General features: G+C 74.6%; 24 protein-coding genes. 11 read left to right on the top strand and 13 right to left on the bottom strand.

Annotated elements, in window-relative coordinates:
• Positions 1-234: 234 nt before the first annotated feature.
• On the bottom strand, positions 235-1,512 hold the full coding sequence (locus ACZ6Y7_RS02735; protein ID WP_465756046.1) for a serine hydrolase domain-containing protein: 1,278 nt from the start codon (positions 1,510-1,512) through the stop codon (positions 235-237).
• A gap of 349 nt (positions 1,513-1,861) precedes the next feature.
• Between ACZ6Y7_RS02735 and nhaA the strand changes: the two genes are divergently transcribed.
• From nhaA to ACZ6Y7_RS02715, 4 genes are all read left to right on the top strand, one after another.
• Positions 1,862-3,283 (top strand): Na+/H+ antiporter NhaA, encoded by a 1,422-nt coding sequence (gene nhaA / locus ACZ6Y7_RS02730; RefSeq protein ID WP_465756045.1) that lies wholly within the window; start codon positions 1,862-1,864, stop codon positions 3,281-3,283.
• Between the two features lie 290 nt (positions 3,284-3,573).
• The gene (locus ACZ6Y7_RS02725; protein ID WP_465756044.1) at positions 3,574-4,050 is read left to right on the top strand and encodes a phage holin family protein; all 477 of its coding nucleotides are present in this window, start codon (positions 3,574-3,576) and stop codon (positions 4,048-4,050) included.
• A 136-nt stretch (positions 4,051-4,186) separates the two neighbouring features.
• Positions 4,187-5,242, top strand: coding sequence for an alpha/beta fold hydrolase (locus tag ACZ6Y7_RS02720; protein ID WP_465756043.1), 1,056 nt, complete (start codon positions 4,187-4,189; stop codon positions 5,240-5,242).
• 152 nt (positions 5,243-5,394) lie between these two features.
• Positions 5,395-5,595 carry a hypothetical protein gene (locus tag ACZ6Y7_RS02715; protein WP_465756042.1) on the top strand — a complete coding sequence of 67 codons (201 nt, stop codon included), beginning with the start codon at positions 5,395-5,397 and terminating at the stop codon, positions 5,593-5,595.
• Between the two features lie 63 nt (positions 5,596-5,658).
• Here the strand turns inward: ACZ6Y7_RS02715 and ACZ6Y7_RS02710 are convergent, their stop codons facing one another.
• The 4 genes from ACZ6Y7_RS02710 to nth form a co-directional block, all read right to left on the bottom strand.
• On the bottom strand, positions 5,659-6,357 hold the full coding sequence (locus ACZ6Y7_RS02710; RefSeq protein WP_465756041.1) for a metal-dependent hydrolase: 699 nt from the start codon (positions 6,355-6,357) through the stop codon (positions 5,659-5,661).
• A 264-nt stretch (positions 6,358-6,621) separates the two neighbouring features.
• Positions 6,622-7,806, bottom strand: a complete 1,185-nt coding sequence (locus tag ACZ6Y7_RS02705) for a MarP family serine protease (RefSeq protein ID WP_465756040.1) — start codon at positions 7,804-7,806, stop codon at positions 6,622-6,624.
• A gap of 46 nt (positions 7,807-7,852) precedes the next feature.
• Entirely contained in the window at positions 7,853-8,587 is a 735-nt protein-coding gene (locus ACZ6Y7_RS02700) for an NUDIX hydrolase (RefSeq protein ID WP_465756039.1), read from the bottom strand.
• Positions 8,584-9,546 (bottom strand): endonuclease III, encoded by a 963-nt coding sequence (gene nth / locus ACZ6Y7_RS02695; RefSeq protein ID WP_465756038.1) that lies wholly within the window; start codon positions 9,544-9,546, stop codon positions 8,584-8,586. The genes ACZ6Y7_RS02700 and nth overlap by 4 nt, the downstream gene beginning before the upstream one ends.
• A 131-nt stretch (positions 9,547-9,677) precedes the next feature.
• On the opposite strand from nth, the gene ACZ6Y7_RS02690 reads away from it, so the two are divergent.
• The gene (locus tag ACZ6Y7_RS02690; RefSeq protein WP_465756037.1) at positions 9,678-10,301 is read left to right on the top strand and encodes a response regulator; all 624 of its coding nucleotides are present in this window, start codon (positions 9,678-9,680) and stop codon (positions 10,299-10,301) included.
• Between the two features lie 45 nt (positions 10,302-10,346).
• Here the strand turns inward: ACZ6Y7_RS02690 and ACZ6Y7_RS02685 are convergent, their stop codons facing one another.
• A complete protein-coding gene (locus tag ACZ6Y7_RS02685) occupies positions 10,347-12,842 on the bottom strand; it encodes an ABC transporter ATP-binding protein (protein ID WP_465756036.1) in 2,496 nt (831 codons plus the stop codon).
• Between the two features lie 413 nt (positions 12,843-13,255).
• Between ACZ6Y7_RS02685 and ACZ6Y7_RS02680 the strand changes: the two genes are divergently transcribed.
• Together ACZ6Y7_RS02680 and ACZ6Y7_RS02675 are read left to right on the top strand one after the other, a co-directional pair.
• Positions 13,256-14,044: an alpha/beta fold hydrolase gene (locus ACZ6Y7_RS02680; protein WP_465756035.1), complete on the top strand. Its 789-nt coding sequence runs from the start codon at positions 13,256-13,258 to the stop codon at positions 14,042-14,044.
• Between the two features lie 70 nt (positions 14,045-14,114).
• Positions 14,115-14,732 carry an RraA family protein gene (locus ACZ6Y7_RS02675; RefSeq protein WP_465756034.1) on the top strand — a complete coding sequence of 206 codons (618 nt, stop codon included), beginning with the start codon at positions 14,115-14,117 and terminating at the stop codon, positions 14,730-14,732.
• Positions 14,733-14,853: 121 nt separating this feature from the next.
• Here ACZ6Y7_RS02675 and ACZ6Y7_RS02670 read toward each other — a convergent pair whose 3' ends face one another.
• Positions 14,854-15,678 carry an isocitrate lyase/PEP mutase family protein gene (locus tag ACZ6Y7_RS02670; RefSeq protein WP_465756033.1) on the bottom strand — a complete coding sequence of 275 codons (825 nt, stop codon included), beginning with the start codon at positions 15,676-15,678 and terminating at the stop codon, positions 14,854-14,856.
• A 110-nt stretch (positions 15,679-15,788) separates the two neighbouring features.
• On the opposite strand from ACZ6Y7_RS02670, the gene ACZ6Y7_RS02665 reads away from it, so the two are divergent.
• Both ACZ6Y7_RS02665 and ACZ6Y7_RS02660 read left to right on the top strand, forming a co-directional pair.
• Positions 15,789-16,796 carry a winged helix-turn-helix domain-containing protein gene (locus ACZ6Y7_RS02665; protein WP_465756032.1) on the top strand — a complete coding sequence of 336 codons (1,008 nt, stop codon included), beginning with the start codon at positions 15,789-15,791 and terminating at the stop codon, positions 16,794-16,796.
• Positions 16,797-16,988: 192 nt separating this feature from the next.
• Positions 16,989-17,663 carry a Crp/Fnr family transcriptional regulator gene (locus ACZ6Y7_RS02660; protein ID WP_030288117.1) on the top strand — a complete coding sequence of 225 codons (675 nt, stop codon included), beginning with the start codon at positions 16,989-16,991 and terminating at the stop codon, positions 17,661-17,663.
• Between the two features lie 91 nt (positions 17,664-17,754).
• On the opposite strand, the gene ACZ6Y7_RS02655 is transcribed toward ACZ6Y7_RS02660, so the two are convergent.
• From ACZ6Y7_RS02655 to ACZ6Y7_RS02635, 5 genes are all read right to left on the bottom strand, one after another.
• Positions 17,755-18,588 (bottom strand): MBL fold metallo-hydrolase, encoded by an 834-nt coding sequence (locus tag ACZ6Y7_RS02655; protein WP_465756031.1) that lies wholly within the window; start codon positions 18,586-18,588, stop codon positions 17,755-17,757.
• Positions 18,585-18,776 carry a hypothetical protein gene (locus tag ACZ6Y7_RS02650; RefSeq protein ID WP_465756030.1) on the bottom strand — a complete coding sequence of 64 codons (192 nt, stop codon included), beginning with the start codon at positions 18,774-18,776 and terminating at the stop codon, positions 18,585-18,587. The genes ACZ6Y7_RS02655 and ACZ6Y7_RS02650 overlap by 4 nt, the downstream gene beginning before the upstream one ends.
• A gap of 129 nt (positions 18,777-18,905) precedes the next feature.
• Positions 18,906-19,772 carry an NUDIX hydrolase gene (locus ACZ6Y7_RS02645; protein WP_465756029.1) on the bottom strand — a complete coding sequence of 289 codons (867 nt, stop codon included), beginning with the start codon at positions 19,770-19,772 and terminating at the stop codon, positions 18,906-18,908.
• A gap of 63 nt (positions 19,773-19,835) precedes the next feature.
• Positions 19,836-20,303, bottom strand: coding sequence for a RidA family protein (locus tag ACZ6Y7_RS02640; protein ID WP_465756028.1), 468 nt, complete (start codon positions 20,301-20,303; stop codon positions 19,836-19,838).
• Positions 20,300-20,458, bottom strand: coding sequence for a DUF4177 domain-containing protein (locus ACZ6Y7_RS02635; protein ID WP_094743074.1), 159 nt, complete (start codon positions 20,456-20,458; stop codon positions 20,300-20,302). The genes ACZ6Y7_RS02640 and ACZ6Y7_RS02635 overlap by 4 nt, the downstream gene beginning before the upstream one ends.
• Positions 20,459-20,670: 212 nt before the next feature.
• Between ACZ6Y7_RS02635 and bagA the strand changes: the two genes are divergently transcribed.
• Entirely contained in the window at positions 20,671-21,744 is a 1,074-nt protein-coding gene (gene bagA, locus ACZ6Y7_RS02630) for an ATPase BagA (protein WP_465756027.1), read from the top strand.
• Complete coding sequence (gene bagB, locus ACZ6Y7_RS02625) at positions 21,741-22,910, top strand: ATPase BagB (RefSeq protein ID WP_465756026.1); 1,170 nt, start codon at positions 21,741-21,743, stop codon at positions 22,908-22,910. Before bagA ends, bagB begins: the two co-directional genes overlap by 4 nt.
• Before the next feature lie 255 nt (positions 22,911-23,165).
• Here the strand turns inward: bagB and ACZ6Y7_RS02620 are convergent, their stop codons facing one another.
• On the bottom strand, positions 23,166-23,489 hold the full coding sequence (locus ACZ6Y7_RS02620) for a WhiB family transcriptional regulator (protein WP_030240986.1): 324 nt from the start codon (positions 23,487-23,489) through the stop codon (positions 23,166-23,168).
• Positions 23,490-23,643: the final 154 nt, after the last annotated feature.

Raw genomic sequence — 23,643 nt, 5'->3', positions numbered from 1 at the left:
GGACGGTGGACACCGTCCGGGGCACAGCCGTTCCGTCCTCACGAAGACGTCGACACGAAGACGGCGTCACGTAGGCGTCGACACGAACGCGGCGACACGTAGGCGTCGACACGTAGGCGTCGACACGAAGACATCGGCACGGGGACATCGACACGAAGGCGTCGGCGCGAAGGCGTCGGCACGGACACGGCGTCACGAGGGCGTCGCCGCTCGGGACGTGCCGCCGAAACGGCGTCACACCTCCGTCGTGCCGGGCACGGTGCGCTGCGCGACCAGGGCGTGCAGCGTCTCGTAGGAGCTCTGGACGAAGCCCCGGCCGCGCAGCGAGCGTGCTCCGGCCATCACCGCCAGACCCACCTGGGCCTGCGGACTGAACCCGACGAAGGCGCGGCACCTGCGGGTCGCCCCGGTGTGGAACACGACCTCCTCGTCGCACCCGGGCCCGGGCTCGCCGCCGGGCTCGAACCCGGCTCGGCCGTCGGTCCCGGGGCCGTGCCCGGCCCCGGCCAGCAGGCGGTGGTTCCAGCCCAGGCAGAGCCGGGTGCCGCTGCCCCGGCGCCGTCCGATCAGCGGGCGGCGGACGTCGCCGAGCGCCGTCCGCAAGGCCGCCGCGTCGGCACGCTCGGGGAGCGGGACGGCGTCCAACGACAGGTGCGCCTGCAGGTAGCGGAGCATGTCGTCGGCGGTCGAACGCAGGGCGGCGGCGCCCGGCAGAGCGGGCAGCCGGAAGGACGGAACCCGGCGGCCGCGCCGGTACCCGCCGGCGTCGTCCCAGCCGGGGCCGCAGGAGGTGTCCAGCAGGCCGAGCGGCCCGCAGACCCGGGCGGCCAGCAGGTCGTCGTAGCGCTGCCCGGCCGCGTTGGCCAGCAGCAGTCCGAGCAGTCCGCAGCCGAGGTCGGAGTAGCGCACCCGGGTGCCCGGGGTGCCCCGGACCGGGGTCCTCGGCAGAGCCCCCAGCAGGTGCGCCGGGCCGAAGGTGGCGTACGGGCGGGTGTACCACCGGGGGCCCGCCGCCGGGGGCAGTCCGACCGGCAGCCGGGGCAGGCCCGAGGTGTGGGTGGCCAGGTGGAGCAGGGTGATCGGCCGCTCGTGCGGGTAGCCGGGGAGGGCGTCCGCCGGCAGGTAGCGGTCGATCGGGTCGTCGTACCGGACCTCGCCGCGGGCAGCCATCTCGGCGAGCAGCAGTCCGGTGAAGGTCTTGGTGACGGAGCCGAGTTCGAAGCGGGTGTCGGCCCGGATCGGGAGCCCCGTGGAGCGGTTGGAGTGCCCCCGGCAGACCACCGCACGCTCCTCGCCGCGGATCACCGCGACGGCGAGGCCGCCGCCCTGGCCGGCCGTGAGGAACAGCGGTCGGAGCAGTCGGTCGAGGTCCGGGGGGACCTCGACCGTGGCATAGGCGGGGTCGTCGGCGGAATCGGCGGCGGTGTCCGCAGCGGCCCCGACGGGGGCTGCGGGGGCCGCGGGGACCGCGGATAACAGGGGCAGACCGGTCATGGTCGTGCCAGTGGGCATGGGAGTGCCTCCAAAGGGCGGGTGGTGGGAAGGGGGGAACACCGGGGTTCCGCGCCGGCCCGGACCGGGCGGCGTCTGCGAACGACGATAGGAACGCGTTCACCCACCTGCATGCGGCCCGGGCCATTCGGGTGCCGGAGGGCTCCTTCTCCAGGGTGCAGAACCGGTCCGCAGGGCTTAAGTCCTTTAACAGGACAATCCGGATGTCGCCCACCCTCCCGTTAGACTGTTAAGGACGCATCAAGATCCCCTCCCGGGGATCCGGGCGTCACAGGGCGCGCCGGGAAGTCTGGTCGGCAACTGCACCACCCGTGCATCCGTTGCCGCTCCCAGCCCCAGGAGGTCGCCCGTGACCGACCAGCCGCCCGTCCACGAGCCGACGACCAGCCGCCGGCAGTTCCTCGGCCGGCTGTCACTGCCCGAGCGCACCTTCCTCACCGACGCCCTGCGCACCGAGACCGTCGGCGGCGTGCTGCTGCTGGGTGCCGCCGTCATCGCCCTGATCTGGGCCAACGTCTGGCCGGACGCGTACACGAGCGTGCTCGACCACACGGTCGGCCCCTCCGCCCCGCTGCACCTGAACCTCTCGCTGGCCACCTGGGCCACGGACGGGCTGCTGACGATCTTCTTCTTCGTCGCCGGGATCGAGCTCAAGCGCGAGTTCGTGGCCGGCGAGCTGCGCACCCCGAGCGCGGCGGTGCTGCCGGTCATCGCCGCCGTCTGCGGCGTCGTGCTGCCCGCCGTGCTGTTCGCCGTGGTGAACTCCGGCAGCGGCGGGCACCCCGGCGGCTGGGCGATCCCGACCGCGACCGACATCGCCTTCGCCCTCGGCGTGCTGGCCGTGGTCGGCTCCCACCTGCCCTCGGCGCTGCGCGCCTTCCTGCTGACCCTGGCCGTCGTCGACGACCTGATCGCGATCCTGATCATCGCGGTCTTCTACAGCTCCGGCATCAAGTTCTGGGCGCTCGGGCTGGCCGTCGCCGGGCTGGTGCTGTTCTGGTTCCTGCACCGGCGCGGGGTGCACGGCTGGTACCTGTTCGTCCCGCTGGCCCTGGTGACCTGGGCCCTGATGCACGAGAGCGGTGTCCACGCCACGGTGGCCGGCGTCGCGATGGGCCTGATGCTGCGCTGCCACCGGGAGGGCGACGAACGGCAGTCGCCCGGCGAGCACATCGAGCATCTGGTCCGCCCGCTCTCGGCCGGGCTGGCCGTCCCGGTGTTCGCGCTGTTCTCCGCCGGGGTGACGATCTCCGGCGCGGCGCTGCGCGAGGTGTTCACCCAGGCCCTCCCGATCGGCATCGTGGTCGGCCTGCTGGTCGGCAAGTCGGTGGGGGTGTTCGGCGGTACCTGGCTGGCCGCCAGGTTCACCAGGGCCGAGCTCAACCCGCAGCTCAGGTGGGCAGACATGGTCGCCCTCTCGGTGCTCGCGGGCATCGGCTTCACCGTCTCGCTGCTCATCAGCGAGCTGGCCTTCCCGGACGACCCGGCGCTCGCCACCCGGGCCAAGACGGCCGTGCTGGTCGGTTCGCTGCTCTGCGCGGTGGTCGCCACCGTGCTGCTGAAGCTGCGCAACCGGCACTACCGCGCGCTGTGCGAGGAGGAGGACCGGGACGTGGACGGGGACGGCGTTCCGGACGTCTACCAGCAGGACGACCCGGCCTGGCGGGCGCGGGCCTCGGAGCGGGCCCGGGACAGTGGGCCCGGCACGGGCGGTGCCGGGACGGGCGGGGCCGGCGGTGCCGGGACGGGCGGGGCCGGAACGGGCCGCTGACGGCCTTTCCGGCGTCCGTCAGGGACGTCCGTCCATCGGGCGGCCCGTCCGGGAGGGCCCCTCGCAGGTCCATCCCGCAGGCCCCTCCGGCAGCTCCCTCCGGCAGCCCCGAGGCCGTCCGCGGGCGGGACACGTCCCTCCTGCGGGGCCCCGGAGTGGTGTGCGACTGACCGGTAGGGGCATGATTCTGAGCTGTCGACAATCCACTGACGCCTCCGGACCCCCACCGGCCCCCGGAACCGCGGATCCGCGGTGGCGTCACGCCGCACAGCCGCAGAGGAGAACCGCTGATGCCCGCAGGAGCCGCAGACCCGTCCAGCAACGGCCGGGCGCCCTACGAGGGCGAGCGTTCGGTGGGGCAGCTGTTCGCGGCGGCCACCGCCGACCTGTCCGCGCTCGTCCACGACGAGATCGCGCTCGCCAAGGCCGAGATCAGGGCGGACGTCAAGCGCGGCGTGTCCGGCGGCGTCTCGCTGACGGTCGCCGGCGTGGTGGCGCTGTTCTCGATCCCGATGCTGAGCGCCGCCGCGGCCTTCGGCATCCACGCGCTGGGTCTGTCCCTGGGCTGGTCCTTCCTCATCGTGGCGGGCGCCTACCTGGTGCTCGCGGCGCTGCTCGGGATCCTGGCGTACCGCTCGTTCAAGAAGATCGAGCCGCCGCGCCGCACCATCGAGGGCGCCCAGAAGACCGCCGACGTGCTGAAGAACGCCCGGCCGCGGCCGGCCACCAAGGAGGAGATCGACCGGGCCCTGGGCCGCATCCCGTAACCGGATCCGGTCGACGGAGCTGCGGCCGGACACCCCGGCGGGCGGGTCGACGGAGGCGTCAACGGACCCGCGGGCGGACCCACCGACAGTGAGTGCCGGGCACGTGTCCGGCGCGCGGATGTGACACGCTCTCGGTATGCCGCTCGACCAGAAGCCCGTGCCCGCGCAGCCGTCCGCCGCATCCGGACCCGACTCCACCCCCGGCGCCGTCCCCGAGGGCGACGGCCCGGCCGCCGTCCGGGAGCCCGCCGAGACGGCCTCGGGTGCCGCCGCGCCGGCGGCGCAGGCCGAGGCGTGGAGCATCCGGCAGGCCGGTCCGTGGACGCACCGGGACCTCGCGGCCAACGGCGCCCGCTTCCACATCGCCGAGCTGGGCTCGGGCCCGCTGGTGCTGCTGGTGCACGGCTGGCCCGAGTACTGGTGGGCCTGGCGCCACCAGCTGACCGCGCTCGCCGAGGCCGGCTACCGGGCCGTGGCGCTCGACCTGCGCGGCATCGGCGGCAGCGACCGCACCCCGCGCGGGTACGACCCGGGCAACCTCGCGCTGGACATCACCGGGGTGATCCGCTCGCTCGGCGAGCGCCGGGCGCACCTGGTCGGGCACGCCTCCGGCGGCACCCTGGCCTGGGTGGCGGCGGTGATGCGGCCGTCCGTCATCCAGAGCCTGACCGTGGTCTCCGCCGCGCACCCGAGGGACCTGCGCCGGGCGCTGCTGACCGACCGCAAGCAGTTCACCGCCTTCGAGCACGTGCTGGGGTTCCAGCGGCCGTGGATACCGGAACGCCGGCTGGTGGCCGACGACGCCGAGCTGGTCGGCCGCTACCTGAGCTCCTGGACCGGACCGAACGGCCTGGACGAGGCCGCGGTGCACGCGTACCGGCAGGCGATCCAGATCCCCAGCACCGCGCACTGCTCGATCGAGCCGTACCGTTGGCTGATGCGGTCGATGGCCCGGCCGGACGGCATCCAGTTCGCCCGGCGGATGAAGAAGCCGATCACCGCACCGACCCTGCACGTCCAGGGGGCAGCGGACCCGGTGCTGCTGGCGCACACCGCGCTCGGCGGCGGCGAGTACGTGGCGGCGCCGTACCGCTGGCGGCTGCTGCCGGGGGTGGGGCACTTCCCGCACGAGGAGGCGCCGGAGGAGTTCACCGCCGAGCTGCTGGACTGGATCGGGCGGCACAAGGACTGACCTGGGAGGTCGGGGCGGGCGGTGCACGGAAGGGTCGTCGGGCCCAAGTGCCGTCACGATGCGCTCATATGACAAGCGCATAGGACAAGATCGACACACCCCGGGGCGGTTACCTCCACCGGCCCAGGGGCATCCATACCGGTATGAGTTGGATGCCCGATCGCGGCGCCGCCCCGCGCGGCCGACGCCAGAACAGCCCGCAACGTTCCGCCCACCGCCCCGACCGGGCGGACGACCTCGGCTTCGACGGCCTCGACGGCCGTCAGCACGCGGAGCGGCGGCAGCTCGGCATCCCCCGCATCCTCGGCCGGCGCGCCCGCTGGGTGGGCGCGCGACTGCGGCGCGAGACCTGAGGCCTCGCGCCGCGGGTGTCCGATGGTGCCGGCCGGTCGGCCGGCGGCCGCCCGGCGCGCCGCTCAGTTGGTGATCGGCGACAGCGCGGTGAACCACAGCAGGACGAAGGTCGCCACCGACATGATCGGCACCAGCACCTTGGTCTCGACGCTGTTCCCGCTGCGCTTGATCAGCACGACCTCGTAGCGTTCCTTGTGCGGCCAGAGCAGCGGCGCGCCCTTCTTGGTCAGGCAGTCGCCCAGCAGGTGCGCCAGCGTGCCCAGCGCCACCGCGTACGGCAGCCAGCCGGGCGAGTTGGGCATCCAGGTGTTCATCCCGAAGGTGCCCAGCGCGGACAGCCCGACGATGGTGATCCAGGTCTGCGGGCCGTCGCCGGGCGGGCACAGCCGCAGCGCCCGGATCGCCAGCGCCAGCAGGAAGAAGGTCAGCCCGAGCGTGAAGCCGCGACCCAGGAAGGTGACGCCCGCCCAGGTGCCGGCGCCCATCAGCGCGACGAACAGCAGCGAGTGGGTCGCGTGCCGGTGACCGCCGGAGGCCCACGCCACTACGCGGCAGAGCGCCTTGGAGAGCGGGCCCAGGAAGTTGGCGATCGAGCCGTCGTGGTGGTCGAGGTCCGGCAGCAGGGCCGCGCCCGCGCACAGCACCGTGCCCATCAGTATGTCCGCCGGCTGCAGCGTGGTGTGCAGCAGCAGCGGGGGCAGGAAGGGGGCCGACGCCGCGTACAGCATCGCCCCGCTCACCGCGTGCGAATGACCCATCATCGGACTGCCACGACCTCCCGTCGGGCCCACTCCGGGACGGCGCCCGGTTGAGCCGAACGGGTGAGCGCGGCCGAGGCTACCAGGGCGGGCTGACGGTACGACGGATCTCGCCCGGAGCGTCTCCGGCGCAGCGCGCCGGGGTGCCACCGGGGTGCTGCGCCGGAGTGCCCGGGGCGAAATGCGCCGGTGCACCCCCGAAGCGCGCCGGGGTGTCCGCGGCGGAGGGCGCCGGTGCACCCCCGAAGCGCGCCGGGGCGCCCTCGCTCAGAGCGCGCAGCCCTGGGTGTCCACCCGCGCGGTCGCCGTACTGCCCTGCTGGACGTCCTCGCGCACCTCGGCCGCGGTCAGCACGTAGCCGGTGTCGGCGCTGTCCAGCGACTTGGCGAAGACCACGCCGTACACCTGGCCGTCCGGGGTGAGCAGCGGGCCGCCGCTGTTGCCCTGGCGGACCACCGAGCGCACCGAGTAGACGTCGCGCACCACCTGTCCGCGGTGGTAGATGTCCGGGCCGTTGGCCTGGATCCGGCCGCGGATGCGGGCCGGCTGGACGTTGAAGGCGCCGTTCTCCGGGAAGCCGGCCACGATCGCGCTGTCGTTGGTCTTCGCCTCGCCCGCGAAGGTCAGCGCGGGCGCGTTCAGCTTGGGCACGTCCAGGACGGCGATGTCGCGCTGCCAGTCGTAGCGGACCACCGTCGCGTCGTACAGCTGGCCGACGCCGCCGATCTGCACGGTCGGCTCGCTCACCCCGCCGACCACGTGGGCGTTGGTCATCACCCGGTGCGGGGCGAAGACGAAGCCGCTGCCCTCCAGGGTCTTGCCGCAGGAGGTCGCGGTGCCGACCACCTTGACCAGGCTCTGCTTGGCCCGGGCCACCGCCGGGCTGGCGGCCAGCGCCGGGTCCGGGGTGTCGACCTGGGTGATCGGCTCGTGCTCGAAGGGGTTGAAGACCTGGGGGAAGCCGTTGCGGGCGAGCACCTTGGAGAAGTCGGAGAACCAGTTCGGCGCGTCCGAGGGCAGTGCGTCCTGCACACCGCCGAGGATCGCCGAGGAGCGGACCTGCTTGGAGACCGTCGGCAGCGAGGCCCCGGCCAGCGCCGAGCCGATCAGCCAGGCCACCAGCAGCATCGAGACCACGTTCACCACCGCGCCGCCGGCCGCGTCCAGCACCCGGGCCGGGCGGCGGTCGATGTGGCCGCGCAGCTTCCAGCCGAAGTGCGCGGTGACCGCCTGGCCGATCGCCGCGAAGACGATCACGACCACGACGGCCACCACCGAGGCCGTGGTGCCGGGGCTCAGGTGGTCGAGCAGGAGCGGCAGCAGTTCGACGGCGACCAGACCGCCGCCGAGGAAGCCGACCAGCGACAGGACGCCGACGACGAAGCCCTGCCGGTAGCCCGACACGGCGAATCCCACGGCAGCGGCGATCAGCAGGACATCCAGGACGTTCACTCCGACACCCTCCCACGCCCCGGCAGCCGGGCGGGCCGACGGCCGGTCACGGGGCGCCGGCGTCGCCGCCCGGCAGCGCGCGGGAGTGTTCGAGGTCGCCCTGGACCAGCGCCAGCGCGTCGTCCGAGAGGTCGACGATCCGGGACGGGTCCCACGGCAGCTCCAGGCCGCTGTGATGCAGCACCCGGTCGATCACCCCCGCGGTGAAGCCCCAGACCAGCCGCCCGGCGACCGCGAAGGCCGGACCGACGTGCCCGGACGGGTGGCGCAGCCGCACCCGGTTCGCCGGGTCCGCCAGGTCGGCGATCGGCACCCGGAACACCGCGCCGGTCTCGCCCTGGTCCACCGGGCGCACCGGAGACTCCTCGCGCCACCAGCCGAGCACCGGGGTCACCACGAAGCGGCTCACCGGGATGTACAGCCGCGGCAGCTCCGCGAACACCTGCACCCCCGTCGGGTCCAGGCCGGTCTCCTCCCAGGCCTCGCGCAGCGCCGCCGCGATCGGGCCGGAGCCGTCCGGATCGCCGTCCTCCGGGTCCAGCGCACCGCCCGGGAAGGACGGCTGGCCGGCGTGCGAGCGCAGCGAGCGGGCCCGCTCGATCAGCAGCAGGTCCGGCCCCTGCGGGCCCTCGCCGAAGAGCATCAGCACGGCCGCCGCCCGGCCGCCGTCGGGCGGCGGCAGGAAGCGGCTCAGCTGCTCCGGCAGCACCCGCTCGGCCGCCTCCCGCACCGGCTCCAGCCAGGCCGGCAGGGACTCGCGCTCGATGCCCCGGGCGATCACTCCGCCACCGCCAGGTCCGCGACCCGCCCGTGGTGGGCGTCGGCGTCCGCGCGGGCCGCCGCCTCGCCGGGGAAGTCCGCCGGGGGCTTCAGCCGCTGCCCGGGCTGCCCGCCCATCTCGTACTTGAGCAGCTTGCGCGCCTTCTCGGGGTCGGTCACGCCCTCGCCGTACGCGGGGCAGAGCGGCGCGATCGGGCAGGCGCCGCAGGCGGGCTTCTGGGAGTGGCAGATCCGGCGGCCGTGGAAGACCACCCGGTGCGACAGCATCGTCCACTCCGACTTCGGGAAGATCTCGGCGACCGCCGCCTCGACCTTCACCGGGTCCTCCTCGGTGGTCCAGCCGAACCGGCGGGCCAACCGGCCGAAGTGGGTGTCGACGGTGATCCCCGGCACCCCGAAGGCGTTGCCCAGGACGACGTTGGCGGTCTTGCGGCCGACGCCCGGCAAGGTCACCAGATCGGCCAGGCGGCCCGGGACCTCGCCGCCGAACTCGTCGCGCAGCGCGGCCGAGAGGCCGATCAGCGCCTTCGCCTTGTTCCGGAAGAAGCCGGTCGGGCGGATGATCTCCTCCAGCTCCTCCGGGTTCGCCGCCGCCATGTCCTCCGGCGTCGGGTACCTGGCGAACAGCGCCGGAGTCGTCTGGTTCACCCGCAGGTCGGTGGTCTGCGCCGACAGCACGGTGGCCACCAGCAGCTGGAAGGGGTTCTCGAAGTCCAACTCCGGATGCGCGTACGGGTACAGCTCCGCCAACTCGCGGTTGATCCGCCGGGCCCGCCGCACCATCGCCAGGTGCGACTCGGGCTTCCTCGGCTTCGCGGCGGGCTTCACCGCGGGCTTCTCCGCGGCCCTCTTCACTGCGGGCTTCGCGGCGGCCTTCACCGCCGGCTTCTTCACCGCCGCCTGCTCCGCCGCCGGTTCGGCCTTCGGCGCCGCCGCTTTCCGGACCTTGCTCTCTGCCATGCACGAAGGCTACGCCGACCGGACCACCGGTTGGGGGCGATCAAGCGCTGAAGCGGGCTCGGCCAGGGGGTGTTGTCTAATGAAGCCTGGCGTGACCTGGGTGTGGCGGTTACCTGACAGGGGGAGTGCTGGTGATCAGGGTCCTGTTGGCCGAGGACATGAGCATGGTGCGCAGTGCGTTGATGGCGCTCCTCGCGTACGAGGACGACCTGGAGGTCGTCGCCGACGTGGACCGCGGGGACCTTGTGGTGCCCACCGCGCTGGAGGTGCGGCCGGACGTCGCGGTGCTCGACATCGACATGCCCGGGCTGGACGGCCTGCGGGCGGCGGCAGAACTGCACGAGAAGCTCCCCGAGTGCGGCACCCTGGTGCTCACCGGGCTGGCACGGCCCGCGCACCTGCGCAGCGCGCTCTCCGCCCACGTGCTCGGCTTCCTCGGCAAGGACGCCCCGGCGGAGGAGCTGGCCGCCGCGATCCGGAAGGTGGCCGCCGGCGAGCGCGCCATCGACCCGGAGCTGGCCGTGGCCGCGCTGGGGGCCCGCGAGAACCCGCTGACGCCCAGGGAACTGGACACCCTGCGGCTCGCCGCGGAGGGCGCCTCCGTCACCGAGATCGCCACCCGGCTGTTCATCTCGTCGGGCACCGCCCGCAACCACCTGGCGGCCGCAGTGTCCAAGACCGGCGGACGCAGCCGAGTGGACGCGATTCGGATCGCCGAGGAGATGGGCTGGCTGTCGGTCGGGCCCAGGCCCTGACGAGCCGCGGGCGACCCGGGGGCCGCCCGCGTGCGCCCCACCGCATCAGCGGGCTCCCGCGGGGCGCCGCCAGTGGCCGGTGAGGTCGCGGTACAGGCCGGAACGCGTCAGCAGCTCCTCGTGGCTGCCCGCGACGGCGTTGGTCCCGTCCATCACCAGGACCCGGTCGGCCCGCAGCGCCGAGCTCATCCGGTGGGCGATCACCAGGAGGGAGCCCGGGCGGCGGACGAACGCCTCCTCGGCCCGGGCCTCGGTGGCCGGGTCCAGATGGCAGGTCGCCTCGTCCAGGACGACCAGGGCGGCCGGGGACAGGTAAGCGCGGGCCAGCGCGATCTGCTGGCGCTCCCCCGCCGAGAGCTCCGCCGGAACGACCTGCGCCCGGTAGCCGCCGAGCCGCTCGACGAGCGCCTCCAGGCCGATGGCGGCCACCGCCCGGTCCACCTGCTCGGGGCCGACCTCGGGGTTGAGGTAGCGCAGGTTCTCGTCCAGGGTGCCGGTGAAGACGTAGGCCTCCTGCGGGATCAGGACGCGGTGCCGCGCGAGTTCGGCGGGGTCCTCGGGCAGCGGACGTCCCCCCAGACACACCTGCCCGGACGTCGGCCGGAGCAGTCCGGTGACCAGCCCGGCCAGGGTCGACTTGCCGATCCCACTGGGCCCGACCACCACCAAATGCTCCCCCGCGGCGATCGTCAGGTCGAGGTCGCGGACCACCGGCTCGGAGCCGGGGCCGTAGGCGAAGCCGACTCCGCTGAGCTCGACGCCGTACGGGCCGGGCGGCCGCGGTCCGGGCGGGACGGCGGGCGTCGGGACGGCGGGCGTCGGGACGGCGGGCCCAGGAGGCGCGGACTCCAGGATGCGCCGCAGGGTGACCGCCAGCCGTACGCCGCTGCCACCGAGGCCCTGAACCAAGGTCTGCAGGGCGGGTTGGAGCCCCTGCACGATGTAGGTGACGGAGCCGAGCAGCGCGCCGGTGGTCACGCCCCGGCCGGTCAGCCAGGAGGCCGCCGACAGCAGCAGGACCAGCGGAAGCCAACCACCGACGGCCAACACGAAGGTCCGGCCCGCGGTCAGCCGGGCGACCCGCTGGGCCGCGCGGGCCTGCCGCTCGACCGCCGCCGAGAGCCGGTCGCCGGTCCAGCGCTCGGCGCCGGCCGCGGTCACGTCGCGAAGACCGCCGATGACGGCGCCCGCCTCGGCGGCGAGCCGCTCGTCCGCGAGCAGCAGCTCGCGCTGGCTGTCGGTGGTTCGGCGGAGCATCAGCGCCAGCAGGCCCACTGCGGCGAGCAGCGGCGGCAGGACCACGACCAGCACCAGCGGCTCCAGGAAGCACATGCCGAGCAGGGCGCCGCCGACGCTGAAGACGAACCTGCGGACGACCATGGTGATCCCGGCGTAGGCCTCGCGGACGATCTCCACCTGCTGGGTCAGCCGGGCGACGCCCGAGGTATCGGGCCGGCCCGGGGCCGTCCGCGCCGCGTGCAGCCCGCCGGTGACCACCCGGCGGACCAGGTCGTCCCGCAGCGGCTCCACCAGGACCGCCAGTCGCGGGTAGACCTGGCGAGTCGCCCACGCGCCGATGAAAACGGCTGCGCCGAGCAGGGCCAGGTAGGCCATGCCGACCGCCGGGCGTCCGGCGCTGAAGCCGGAGTCGACCGAACCGGCCACCAGACGGCCGGCCGCGAAGCCGGGCAGCGCCTCGACCGCCGACCACAGCGCCAACTGGGCGACCACGCGCGGGTTTCGGCGGAGCGGGGCGAGGAGTCCGGTACGCAGGGAGACCTCGCGGGAGGCGGTCATGTGCCCACCTCCGCGGACCTGGTGCGGGCGGCGGCGGGCCGGGGCCGGGCGGGGGGCTCGCGGTCGACGGACGGATCGTCGGCGGCCGGCGGGTCGTCCCCGGCGGACGCCTCGGGTCGGAAGACGGCGCGGTACTCGGGCAGAGCCCAGAGTTCGCCGTGCGGGCCGATCCGCCGGCTGCCGCCCCGCGCCGACCGCCGTCACCCGCGGGTCGGAGGCCGGCCAGGCCACCACCCGTCGGTCGTGCGTGCGGCCCGAACCGTCCCGCAGCGGCCCGGTCGGCCCGTGGTCCCCGGAGGACGCCACCAGCGTGACCCCGGCCCGCTCGGCCCGGGCGAAGGCCCGCCCGAGGCGGTGGATCGACCGTGGGTCGGCGAAGTTCCGCTCAGGCGTCCCGAAGCTCATCGAGACCACGTCGGCGATGCCCTGTCCGGTGAGGAAGTCGAGGGCCGCCATCATCTCCGGCATCCCGGTCTCGCCTTGGGTCTCGTCGACCGGGATCGCCGTCACCGCGATCCGGGCCTCCGGCGCCAGCGAGTGGACCATCGCCACGTCCGTCCTGGTCTCCTGCTGCCAAGCGCGGCAGTGCTCGGCGTTCACGCCCGGGTCCGTGCAGGACGGCGCCTTCCCCAGCGGCTCGTACGTCCGGATGTCCGCTGCCGGCAATCCATAGGCCCGGTCGTACTGCTCGATGAATTCCGCCAGCCCGGGGTCGCCGTAGGAAACCAGGACGCCGACGGTCACGCCTTTCCCGGTGATTCCGCGCTGCCACAGTTCCGCGGCCTTGTACGGGACCGCGACGGACGGCTCCCGCGCCGGTCCGGCCGTCGCGGAATCCTCCCGCGGGGCAGCCGAACCGGGCCGGGCCGCACCGAGCAGAATTCCGCAGAGCACCGGGAATACGACGGCGGTCCGGCGCCACGAGGCGGTACGGCGGTGTTTCGGATCCGTTCCCACGTCCACGCTCTCCCCTGGTCGTCGCGGCTCCTCGCGCTCCATGATCCGGTTCGAGCGGGCGGAGGTCACGGCCCAGCGGCGGAAACGTGGATGATCCACGGGCAGGGCCGTGGAAAAAATCCGTGACGGGAGCGATGAGTTCCGCGGCGGGCGCCGGTCTACCCCTGTGACCGGCTCGACCGACGACAGAAGGAACTCCCATGAGCACCGTGGTCTCCACCGACGGCACCACCCTCGCCTGCACCGTCACCGGCTCCGGCCCGGCGGTCGTCCTGGTGGACGGGGCGATCACCCACCGCGCCTTCGACCCGGGCGTCGCGATCGCCGAGCAGCTCTCGGCGCACCACACCGTGTGGGCCTACGACCGGCGCGGTCGCGGCGGCAGCGGGGACACCGCGCCGTTCGCGGTGGAGCGCGAGATCGAGGACCTGGCCGCCGTGATCGCGGCCGCCGGGGGTTCCGCCGCCGTCTTCGGCATCTCCTCGGGCGCCGCGCTGGCGCTGCGGGCCGCCGCCGCGGGCACCGACATCGGCCGGCTCGCCGTCTACGAGCCGCCGTACAGCACCGAGGACGGGCAGCGCGCCCGGTTCGTCGGGTACGTCGCCGCGTTGGAGGCGGCGCTCGCCGAAGGACGTCGCGGGGACGCCGTCGCGGCCTTCATGACCTTCGTCGGGATGCCCGCGGAGGCGGTGGAGGGGATGCGCGCCGCCCCGGTGTGGCCGCTGTTCGAGGCGGTCGCGCCGAGCCTGGCGTACGACGCGGCGGCGCTCGGCGGGCGGACCGGCGCGCCCGTGCCGGTCGATCTGCTGGCCGGGATCGCCGTGCCGACCCTGGTACTGGACGGCGGCGCCAGCCCGGAGCTGCTGCGGGCGCCGTCCGCCGCGGTGGCCGCGGCCGTGCCGGGCGCCGAGTACCGGACGCTGGCGGACCAGACCCACGACGTCGCGGCCGAGGCGCTCGTCCCGGAGCTGGTGAAGTTCTTCGCCTGAGCCCCCGGTTCGGGCCGGCCGGGGGCGAGTCCTAGTCTTCCGGGAACGGAGGAACGGAGAACGAGGAAGCATGGACACGGACTTCACGGACATTCCCACCACCACCCTGGCCGACGTCCTGGGCCGGGCGCAGGTCATGGACACCGGACTGCGCCCGCTCTGGGCCGGGATGCCCCGGGTGGCCGGCCCGGCGTTCACCGTGCAGTGCCCGCCCGGCGACAACCTGATGCTGCACGCCGCGATCCACCGGGCCGAGCCCGGTTCGGTGATCGTGGTCGAGTCCGGTGACCTGGACTACGCGCTGGCCGGCGGCAACGTGTGCGCCGTGGCGCAGCGCCGGGGGGTGGCGGCCTTCGTGGCCGACGGCCTGATCCGGGACCTCGGGGAGGTGCGGGAGCTGGGCTTCCCGGTCTTCGCCCGCGGGGTGATCCCGATCCCCGGGGCGAAGAAGGCGCTGGGCACGCACGGCGCCCCGGTGCGCTGCGCCGGCGTGCTGGTGGCGGCCGGCGACACCGTGGTGGCCGACGAGGAGGGCGTCGTGGTGGTGCCCGCCGCCGAGCGGGACCGGGTGCTGGAGGCGGCCCGGGCGAAGCTGGCCAAGGAGGCCGCCCAGAGCCTGGACGCCTGGGAGGCGGAGCACCGCGACCGGATCGAGCGGGCCCTGGCCGAGGCGGGCTTCCAGGGCTGACAGCCATCAGGCGTGTCCGATCGGTCCCGCCGGGCGCGCGACGCGAATGCTCGGACACGCCCCGAGAGCATCACCCCCGCGGCCCGGTCAGCCCCGGTGAGGAGCATCGCCCGCTGCCCGGTCAGCCCCGGTACAGCCCGTCCAGCTCGCCGTAGCCGAGCGCCCCGTCGAGCTCCGTCAGCGTCCCGCGGCCGAGCAGCTCGGCGGCGGCGCGGCGGGCGGCCGTGTACGCGAGCTGGGCGAGGCCGGTGCCGACGCTGATCCGCCGCACCCCCGTGGCGGCGAGTTCGGCGACGGTCGGCCCGCCGGGGACGGCCATCGCGTTGACCGGCAGCGCCGAGCGCTTGCACAGCTCGGTGAGGGCGTCGAGGTCCAGCAGTCCGGGGACGAACAGGCCGTCGGCACCCGCCTCGGCGTAGGCCTCGGCCCGGACCAGGACCTCGTCCAGCCCGCCCAGCCCGAACAGGACGACATCGGTGCGGGCGTTGACCACCAGCTCGGGCAGCCCGGCCGCGTCCGCCGCGGTACGGGCCGCGCGCAGCCGCTCGGCCTGCTCGGCCACCGGGAACAGCGGACCGCCGACGGCCTGGGAGTCCTCCAGGTTGACGCCGGCCGCGCCGACGCCGACCAGGGCGGTCACCGTCCCGGCCACATCGGCGGGCAGCGGCCCGTAGCCGCCCTCGGCGTCGACGGTGACCGGCACGTCCACCGCCGCGACGATCCGGCGGGCCGCCTCGACCGCCGCCGCCCGGTCGAGCCGCTGGCCGTCCCCGTGCCCGAGCGACCAGGAGACGCCGCCGCTGGTGGTGGCGACCGCCGGGGCGCCGGCCGAGGCGATCACGGCCGCGCTGCCCGCGTCCCAGGCGTTGGGCAGGACGAGCACGCCGTCCGCGACCAGCTCACGCAGCCGCAGCGCCCGCGCACGGGACTCGGGGGTGGTGGACATGGGTGTCACCGGCTTTCGTACGGATCGGGGGGAACGCAGGCATCCTGCGCCCCGGTCCGCGGACCCACCAGTGATTAAGCTGAGGCCGAATCTTCCGCGAAGGGGGCCGGATGCGGACCGAACTGAGCTTCTCCACCCAGGACTTGGCGCTGACCCGGTTCGCCCTCTCGCCGATGCAGGAGGTGGTGACCAGCCTGCGCGCCCTGGCCCACTCCCCCGTCCCGGCGCTGCACCGGCCCTGGGCCGGGCAGGTCCGCGAGCGGCTGGCCGCCGCCGGGCCGGCCCTGGAGCGGCTGACCGCCCTGGTGCCGCCCACCGGTCACCTGCCGGACTTCCTCAACCCCGCCCCGGCCGGCTTCGCCCCGACCCTCGCCGAGGAGCTGGCCGCGATCACCGCGACCGGCGCCGAGCAGGTCCGGGCCGACCTCGACATCCTGGCCGCCGAGGCCGGCGGCCGGCTGCCGACCGTCCTGGAGCCGCTGTACCGCGACCCGGCCGGGCAGCTGCCCCGGCTGGCCGCCGACCTGCGGGCGTACTGGGAGCCGGCGCTCGCCCCGTACTGGGCCCGGATCCGCGCGCTGCTCGCCGCGGACGTCCTGCACCGCTCCCGGCAGGCCGCCGAGCACGGCACCGCGCGGATGCTGGACGGGCTGCACGACACCGTCCGCTGGGACGGCTCCGCGCTGCGGCTGGAGCAGCGGCACTGCGCGGTCACCCGGCTGACCGCCGGGGCCGGGCTGCTGCTCCTGCCCTCGGCCTTCGCCTGGCCGAGGGTGCTCACCCGGGTGCTGCCGCCCGATCCGCCGCAGCTGATCTACCCGGCGCGCGGCACGGCCACCCTGTGGGAGCGCCGCCCGGGCGCCGCGGACCGGATCGACGCGCTGGGCGGCGTCCTCGGCCGCTCCCGCGCCCGGCTGCTGGCCGAGCTGGACTCCCCCGGGTCCACCACCGAGCTGGCCCACCGCACCGGACTGTCCCCGGCCGGGGTGTCGCAGCACCTCACCGCCCTGCGCACGGCGGGCCTGACCAGCGCGCACCGCGCGGGACACGCCGTCGTCCACGCCCGTACGGCGGTCGGCGATTCCCTGTTCGACCGGGACGGCCAGGCGTTCGAGTAGGGCCTGTCCGGGGGCGCCCGGCGACCGCCCCGCCCGATGACCCGCCGGTACGAATGGCCCCGCACGGCACACCTCGGCACACCCCCTCCTCATATGATCGGAGCGACATGCGCCATGCTTGGTGATGCAGAACACTGAACGGAACTTGCGCCGGACGGCCCACCCGCCGGACGGCCGAGAAGGAGGAAGCACGTGGACGACGTTCTGCGGCGCGCCGCACTCTTCGCGGCACTCGACGACGAACAGGCCGGCGAGCTGCGCGCTTCCATGACCGAGGTCACCCTCGCCCGTGGTGAGTCGCTGTTCCACGAGGGCGACCCGGGCGACCGGCTCTACGTCGTCGCGGAGGGCAAGGTCAAGCTGCACCGCGCCTCCCCGGACGGCCGCGAGAACATGCTGGCCGTCCTCGGCCCCAGCGAGATGATCGGCGAGCTGTCGCTGTTCGACCCGGGCCCGCGCACCGCGACCGCCAGCGCGCTGACCGAGGTCAAGCTGCTCGGTCTGGGCCACGGCGACCTGCAGCCCTGGCTGCACGCCCGCCCCGAGGTCTCCATCGCGCTGCTGCGGGCCATCGCCCGCCGCCTGCGCCGGACCAACGACGTGATGTCCGACCTGGTCTTCTCCGACGTGCCCGGCCGCGTCGCCAAGGCCCTGCTGGACCTCTCCCGCCGCTTCGGCGTGCAGTCCGAGGAGGGCATCCACGTCGCCCACGACCTCACCCAGGAGGAGCTGGCCCAGCTGGTCGGCGCCTCCCGCGAGACGGTCAACAAGGCGCTCGCCGACTTCGCCGGCCGCGGCTGGCTGAAGCTGGAGGCGCGCGCGGTGGTCCTGCTGGACGTCGAGCGGCTCTCCCGCCGCTCGCGCTGACGCGCCGCGCGGCCGCACCGCGCACCACGGTCGAAGGGCCCGTCCGCACGGACGGGCCCTTCGGCGTTCACGCCCCCGGGGGCGGCCCGGGTCAGTCGGCGTCCGGGATCAGCCCGTGCTCCGCCAGGTAGTCCAGCTGGGCCCGGACGGACAGCTCCGCGGCCGGCCAGAGCGCCCGGTCCACGTCGGCGTAGACCCGCGCCACCACCGCGGCGGCCGTCCGGCAGCCCGCCTCGACCGCGGTCTCCACCTGGGCGAGCCGGGTGGCCCGGTGGGCCAGGTAGTAGTCGACCGCGCCGAGCGCGTCCGCGAGCACCGGGCCGTGGCCCGGCAGCACCGTCCGCACGCCGTGCTGCGAGGCCATCGTGTGCAGCCGGCGCAGCGAGTCCAGGTAGTCGCCGAGCCGCCCGTCGGGGTGGGCGACCATGGTGGTGCCGCGGCCCAGCACGGTGTCGCCGGTGAGGATCGAGCCGTCCGCCGGCAGGTGGAAGGTCAGGGAGTCCGAGGTGTGGCCGGGGGTGGCCACCACCCGCAGGTCCAGGCCGCCGACGTCCAGTCGCTGGCCGCCGACCAGGCCCTCGGAGCCCAGCCGGTGCGCCGGGTCCAGGGCCCGGACCTCGGTGCCGGTGAGTTCGGCGAACCGGGCCGCGCCCTCGGAGTGGTCGGCGTGGCCGTGGGTGAGCAGGGTCAGCGCGATCCGCTTGCCGCGCTCCTCGGCCAGGTCGACCACCCGGCGCAGGTGCTCCTCGTGCAGCGGGCCGGGGTCGATCACCACCGCGAGGTCCGAGCCGGGCTCGGAGAGCAGCCACGTGTTGGTGCCGTCCAGCGTCATCGGCGACGGGTTCGGCGCCAGCACGCACAGCGCCCGGGCGGTGGCATCGCCGCCGACGGCGGCGGCGGGGTCACCCGGCAGGAGACCGCTCATGCATGCCCCTCGACGGTTCGGCCGCACCCGACGTCGCGATGGAGGGCCCGCAGCGGCAGCGCCCGGACGAGGGCGCGCTGCGCCACCTCGCCGAACGGCGCCTGGTCGTCGCAGGCCGGGGTGCGGGGGATCAGACGGCGGGCGGGTATCTCGGGTGCCGTCCGGCGAGCCACCTCGTTGTGGGTCATCGGGCGTCGGTCCTCTCTCTGCGGTGGGTGCGGGTGGGGCGTCTTCCACGGGTGGGGCGTCTTCCACGGGTGGGGAGTCTTCCCCGGGGGGCGTCTTCCGCGGGTGATCGTCTTCCGTGGGGCGTCGTCTCAGGAGTCCTCGGGGAACTCGCCGTCGATGGTCAGCTCGTCGTACCCCGGCCAGCGGACCGTCATGCGGTCCCCGCGGACCTCGGCCCGGCCCAGCACCGGCTCCAGCCGGCGCTCGGCGGCCGCCGCCAGCGCCTCGGCGGCGGTGCGCACCCGCGACAGCTCGCGCAGCACCGTGACGGTCGGCGGCAGCATGCCGAACCGCCCCTCGCGGTGGCCGCGGACGGCCTCGGCCGGGCTCAGCCAGGCCACCCGGTCGGCCTCGCCGACCTCCAGGGCCGCGCGCTGGCCCTCCGGCAGGGCCGCCACGAAGAACCAGGTGTCGTACCGGCGTTCCTCGAACTCCGGGGTGATCCAGCGGGCCCAGCCGCCCAGCAGGTCACTGCGCAGCACCAGGCCGTGGTCGCGGAGGAACGCGGCGAAGGACAGCTCGTGCGCCTCCAGCGCGGCCCGCTCGGCGGACCAGTCGCGCGGCGCGGCGACGCTCCCGGCGTCCGGGCCGGCCAGCAGCACGCCGGCCTCCTCGAAGGTCTCGCGGACGGCCGCGCAGACCACCGCCCGGGCCGTCCGCTCGTCCACGCCGAGCCGACGCGCCCACTCCGCGGGCGGAGGACCGGCCCAGCCGGTCTCGACCTCGGCGTCCCGCGGGTCCACCCCGCCGCCCGGGTAGGCGTACATCCCGGCCGCGAAGGCCATCGAGGTGCGCCGGCGCAGCAGGTAGGCCTCCGGCCCGTCGGCGGCGTCGCGCAGCAGTACGACGGTAGCCGCGGGCCTGGGCACCGGCGGGGTCAGCACGCCGGAGTCGACCGCCCGGATCCGGGCGGGCCAGCCGGGCGGCATCGGGAGCGTCGTTGCTCGATGGTCCATGCCCGGATGCTAAGCGCACGGAGGCGGGGTCGGCCAGGGCCTGGCCCGCCTCCGTGATCACGTTCAGGCCTGCTTGACGCGCACCTGGATCTCGACCTCGACCGGGGCGTCCAGCGGCAGCACCGCGACGCCGACGGCACTGCGGGCGTGCACGCCCGCCTCGCCCAGCACCTGGCCGAGCAGCTCGCTGGCACCGTTGACCACGGCGGGCTGCCCGGTGAAGTCGGGGGCGGAGGCCACGAAGCCGACGACCTTGACGACCTGCTCGATCCGGTCGAGGTCGCCGATCACGGACTTCACGGCGGCCAGGGCGTTCAGCGCGCAGCGCTGCGCGAGCTCCTTGGCCTCCTCGGGGGACACCTCGGCACCGACCTTGCCGGTGTTCAGCAGCTTGCCGTCGACGACCGGCAGCTGGCCGGAGGTGAACACGAACTCGCCGGACCGCACGGCCGGCACGTACGCGGCGACCGGAGCCGCCACCGGCGGCAGGGTCAGGCCCAGCTCGGCGAGCTTCGACTCGACGGCACTCATGCGTTCTTCTCCCGCTTGAAGTAGGCCACCAGCTGCTCCGGGTTCGGGCCGGGCACGACCTGGACGAGCTCCCAGCCGTCCTCGCCGAAGTTGTCCAGGATCTGCTTGGTGGCGTGCACGAGCAGGGGCGCCGTCATGTATTCCCACTTGGTCATGGCCAGACTCTAGACGAGCCGCCGCGACGATCGGCGCGCGGCGGCGGGCGGCGTGTGAGCCGGGGCACAAAGAGGGCATGATCAGGCCTGGCGACCCAGGTGCTCCGGGCATCCGGTGCGGTCCCTGGTTACCCTCGCGAGAGGGCACCCTGGTGAGGGGCACCCTCGTCAGGAGGGGACGCCCGTAGGACGGAGACGGACGGAGACGGAGCGTGGCACGCACCCCCGGCCAGGCGGACCGGCGCGACCCCGACTGGGAGGGCGTCCGACTGCACGTGGTCAGCGGCAAGGGCGGCACCGGGAAGACCACGCTGGCCGCCGCGCTGGCACTGGCACTCGCCGCCGACGGCGGTCGGGTGCTGCTGATCGAGGTGGAGGGCCGGCAGGGCATCGCCGAGCTGTTCGGCATCGCCGCGCTGCCGTACGAGGAGCGCCGGATCGCCTCGGTCTCCCGCCGGCAGCTGGGGCTGCCCGCCGCGGGGGGCGGCTCCGGCGAGGTGTTCGCGCTGGCGATCGACACCGAGCAGGCGCTGCTGGAGTACCTGGAGATGTTCTACAAGCTCGGCCGGGCGGGCAAGGCCCTGCAGAAGGTGGGCTTCGTCGACTTCGCCACCACCATCGCGCCCGGTGTCCGGGACGTCCTGCTCACCGGCAAGGCCTGCGAGGCGACCCGGCGCAAGGACCAGGACGGCCGGCGCCGCTACGACGCGGTGGTGATGGACGCCCCGCCGACCGGGCGGCTGACCCGCTTCCTGAACGTCAACGCCGAGGTCGCCGGGCTGGCCCGGATCGGACCGATACACAACCAGGCGCAGGCCGTGATGCGGGTGCTCAAGTCACCGGAGACCGCGGTGCACCTGGTCACCCTGCTGGAGGAGATGCCGGTGCAGGAGACGGTCGACGGCATCGCGGAGCTGCGCGAGGCGAAGCTCCCGGTGGGCGGGGTGATGGTCAACATGGTCCGGCCGCCGGTGCTGGACGCGGCGGCGGTGGCGGCGGTGGACGGCAACCACCGGGAGGAGGTCGCCCTGGCGCTCGGCGAGGCCGGGCTCGGCGGCCGCTCGCGCAAGCCGGAGACCGTCCGGGCGGCGGTGGAGCCGCTGATCGACCCGTTGCTGGAGCAGGCCAGGGAGCACGCCGAGCGGGTCGAGCTGGAGCGCGCCCAGCGCGCCGACCTGCAGCAGCTGCGGATCCCGACGTACGAACTGCCGCTGCTGGGCGAGGGCGTGGACCTCGGCGGGCTGTACCGGCTGGCGGGCGAGCTGAAGCGGCAGGGGGCGGCATGACCACCAACGGCGTGCGGAGCACCGGGAAGCGGCTCGCGGTCGACGAGCTGATCGACGACCCGAAGACCAGGATCGTGGTCTGCTGCGGCTCCGGCGGGGTCGGCAAGACCACCACCGCCGCGGCGATCGGCCTGCGGGCCGCCGAACGCGGCCGCAAGGTCGTGGTGCTGACGATCGACCCGGCCCGCCGGCTCGCCCAGTCGATGGGGCTGACCGAGCTCGACAACACCCCCCGGGTGGTCAAAGGGGTGACCGGCGAGGGGGAGCTCCAGGCCATGATGCTGGACATGAAGCGGACCTTCGACGAGGTCGTGCTGGCCCACGCCGAGCCCGAACGGGCCAAGGCGATCATGGAGAACCCGTTCTACCAGTCCCTGTCGGCCGGCTTCGCGGGCACGCAGGAGTACATGGCGATGGAGAAGCTCGGGCAGCTGCGCGCCGCCGAGGAGTGGGACCTGATCGTCGTGGACACCCCGCCCTCCCGCTCGGCGCTGGACTTCCTGGACGCGCCCAACCGGCTCGGATCGTTCCTGGACGGCCGGGTGATCCGGATCCTGACCGCGCCGGCCAAGGTCGGCGGACGCAGCGCGATGCGCTTCCTGAACGCCGGAATGGGCCTGCTCACCGGCACCCTGGGCAAGATCTTCGGCGCCCAGCTGCTCACCGACGTGCAGACCTTCGTGAGCGCGATGGACTCGATGTTCGGCGGCTTCCGCGAGCGCGCGGACCGCACGTACCAGCTGCTCAAGGCGCCGGGCACGGCGTTCCTGGTGGTGGCGGCACCGGAACGGGACGCGCTGCGCGAGGCGGCGTACTTCGTGGACCGGCTCGCCGCGGACCGGATGCCGCTGGCCGGGCTGGTGCTCAACCGGGTGCACGGCACGGGCGCCCCGCAGCTCACCGCGGAGCGGGCGCTGGCGGCGGCCGAGGCGTTGGAGGAGAACGGCTCGGAGCACTCCTCGCCGGAGGCGGAGCTGCTCGCGGCCGGGCTGCTGCGGCTGCACGCGGAGCGGATGCAGATCATGGGGCGGGAGCGACGCACCCGCGACCGCTTCGTCTCGGTCTACCCGGACGTGCCGATCGTGGAGGTCCCGGCGCTGCCGGGCGACGTGCACGACCTGGACGGACTGCGGGCCATCGGGGGCCGGCTCAGCGGCACGGCGTAGGACGGCACGGCACAGAACGGCAGGGCGTAGGACGGCGTGGCGTAAGACGCGCCGCGTAGGACGGCGCAGCGCAGGCCGGCGTGGGCGCAGGACATCCCCTGGTAGGGCCGGCCGGGGGTGGGGGACCACGGCGTCAGACCCGCAGGGGTGGAGGGGCACGGCGGTGGGGCGGCGCGAGGCGGTGCGGCGTGGGCGCCCGCCCGGGCGACCGGCCCCGGGGACCCGCTCCGGCGCGTGTGGCCGGTCCGACCGGACTCAGCCCGCCTGGGCGTAGTCCGTCAGTATCACTCCGGTCGCGAGGGACTCCTCGTACTCGGTGCGGGCCGTCTCCAGCAGCCTCCGCCACGAGATGACCGTCGGGCGGCGGCGCAGCAGCGCCCGGCGCTCGCGCTCCGTCATCCCGCCCCAGACCCCGAACTCCACCCGGTTGTCCAGGGCGTCCGCGAGGCACTCCGTCCGCACGGGGCAGCCGCTGCACACCGCCTTCGCGCGGTTCTGTGCCGCCCCCTGGACGAACAGTTCGTCCGGATCACTCGTGCGGCAGGCGGCCTGCGCACTCCAGTCGTCAACCCAGCCCATGCCGGCGCCGTCCTCTCCCGTATTCGAGGCTCCCCCACGGCGGCAACGGCATATTCACCGTTGCCAGTTGAGGACGTTACGGAAGAACGACAGCTTGCAACAGCCCCTTCGGGCTCAATCTCGAATGACCCGATCGGACTATGGGTATCGGTCA

The organism is Kitasatospora sp. NPDC053308, assembly GCF_055585785.1.
Note: the sequence above shows the minus strand (reverse complement) of the source record. Positions and strands in the feature narration are given on the sequence as shown.

Bases quoted from the DNA above. Each gene is read 5' to 3' on its own strand.
- ACZ6Y7_RS02735 (WP_465756046.1), bottom strand. From the start codon at position 1,512: ATGCCCACTGGCACGACCATGACCGGTCTGCCCCTGTTATCCGCGGTC.
- ACZ6Y7_RS02725 (WP_465756044.1), top strand. From the start codon at position 3,574: ATGCCCGCAGGAGCCGCAGACCCGTCCAGCAACGGCCGGGCGCCCTAC.
- ACZ6Y7_RS02720 (WP_465756043.1), top strand. From the start codon at position 4,187: ATGCCGCTCGACCAGAAGCCCGTGCCCGCGCAGCCGTCCGCCGCATCC.
- ACZ6Y7_RS02715 (WP_465756042.1), top strand. From the start codon at position 5,395: ATGCCCGATCGCGGCGCCGCCCCGCGCGGCCGACGCCAGAACAGCCCG.
- ACZ6Y7_RS02710 (WP_465756041.1), bottom strand. From the start codon at position 6,357: ATGATGGGTCATTCGCACGCGGTGAGCGGGGCGATGCTGTACGCGGCG.
- nth (WP_465756038.1), bottom strand. From the start codon at position 9,546: ATGGCAGAGAGCAAGGTCCGGAAAGCGGCGGCGCCGAAGGCCGAACCG.
- ACZ6Y7_RS02680 (WP_465756035.1), top strand. From the start codon at position 13,256: ATGAGCACCGTGGTCTCCACCGACGGCACCACCCTCGCCTGCACCGTC.
- ACZ6Y7_RS02675 (WP_465756034.1), top strand. From the start codon at position 14,115: ATGGACACGGACTTCACGGACATTCCCACCACCACCCTGGCCGACGTC.
- ACZ6Y7_RS02670 (WP_465756033.1), bottom strand. From the start codon at position 15,678: ATGTCCACCACCCCCGAGTCCCGTGCGCGGGCGCTGCGGCTGCGTGAG.
- ACZ6Y7_RS02665 (WP_465756032.1), top strand. From the start codon at position 15,789: ATGCGGACCGAACTGAGCTTCTCCACCCAGGACTTGGCGCTGACCCGG.
- ACZ6Y7_RS02655 (WP_465756031.1), bottom strand. From the start codon at position 18,588: ATGAGCGGTCTCCTGCCGGGTGACCCCGCCGCCGCCGTCGGCGGCGAT.
- ACZ6Y7_RS02650 (WP_465756030.1), bottom strand. From the start codon at position 18,776: ATGACCCACAACGAGGTGGCTCGCCGGACGGCACCCGAGATACCCGCC.
- ACZ6Y7_RS02645 (WP_465756029.1), bottom strand. From the start codon at position 19,772: ATGGACCATCGAGCAACGACGCTCCCGATGCCGCCCGGCTGGCCCGCC.
- ACZ6Y7_RS02640 (WP_465756028.1), bottom strand. From the start codon at position 20,303: ATGAGTGCCGTCGAGTCGAAGCTCGCCGAGCTGGGCCTGACCCTGCCG.
- ACZ6Y7_RS02635 (WP_094743074.1), bottom strand. From the start codon at position 20,458: ATGACCAAGTGGGAATACATGACGGCGCCCCTGCTCGTGCACGCCACC.
- bagB (WP_465756026.1), top strand. From the start codon at position 21,741: ATGACCACCAACGGCGTGCGGAGCACCGGGAAGCGGCTCGCGGTCGAC.
- ACZ6Y7_RS02620 (WP_030240986.1), bottom strand. From the start codon at position 23,489: ATGGGCTGGGTTGACGACTGGAGTGCGCAGGCCGCCTGCCGCACGAGT.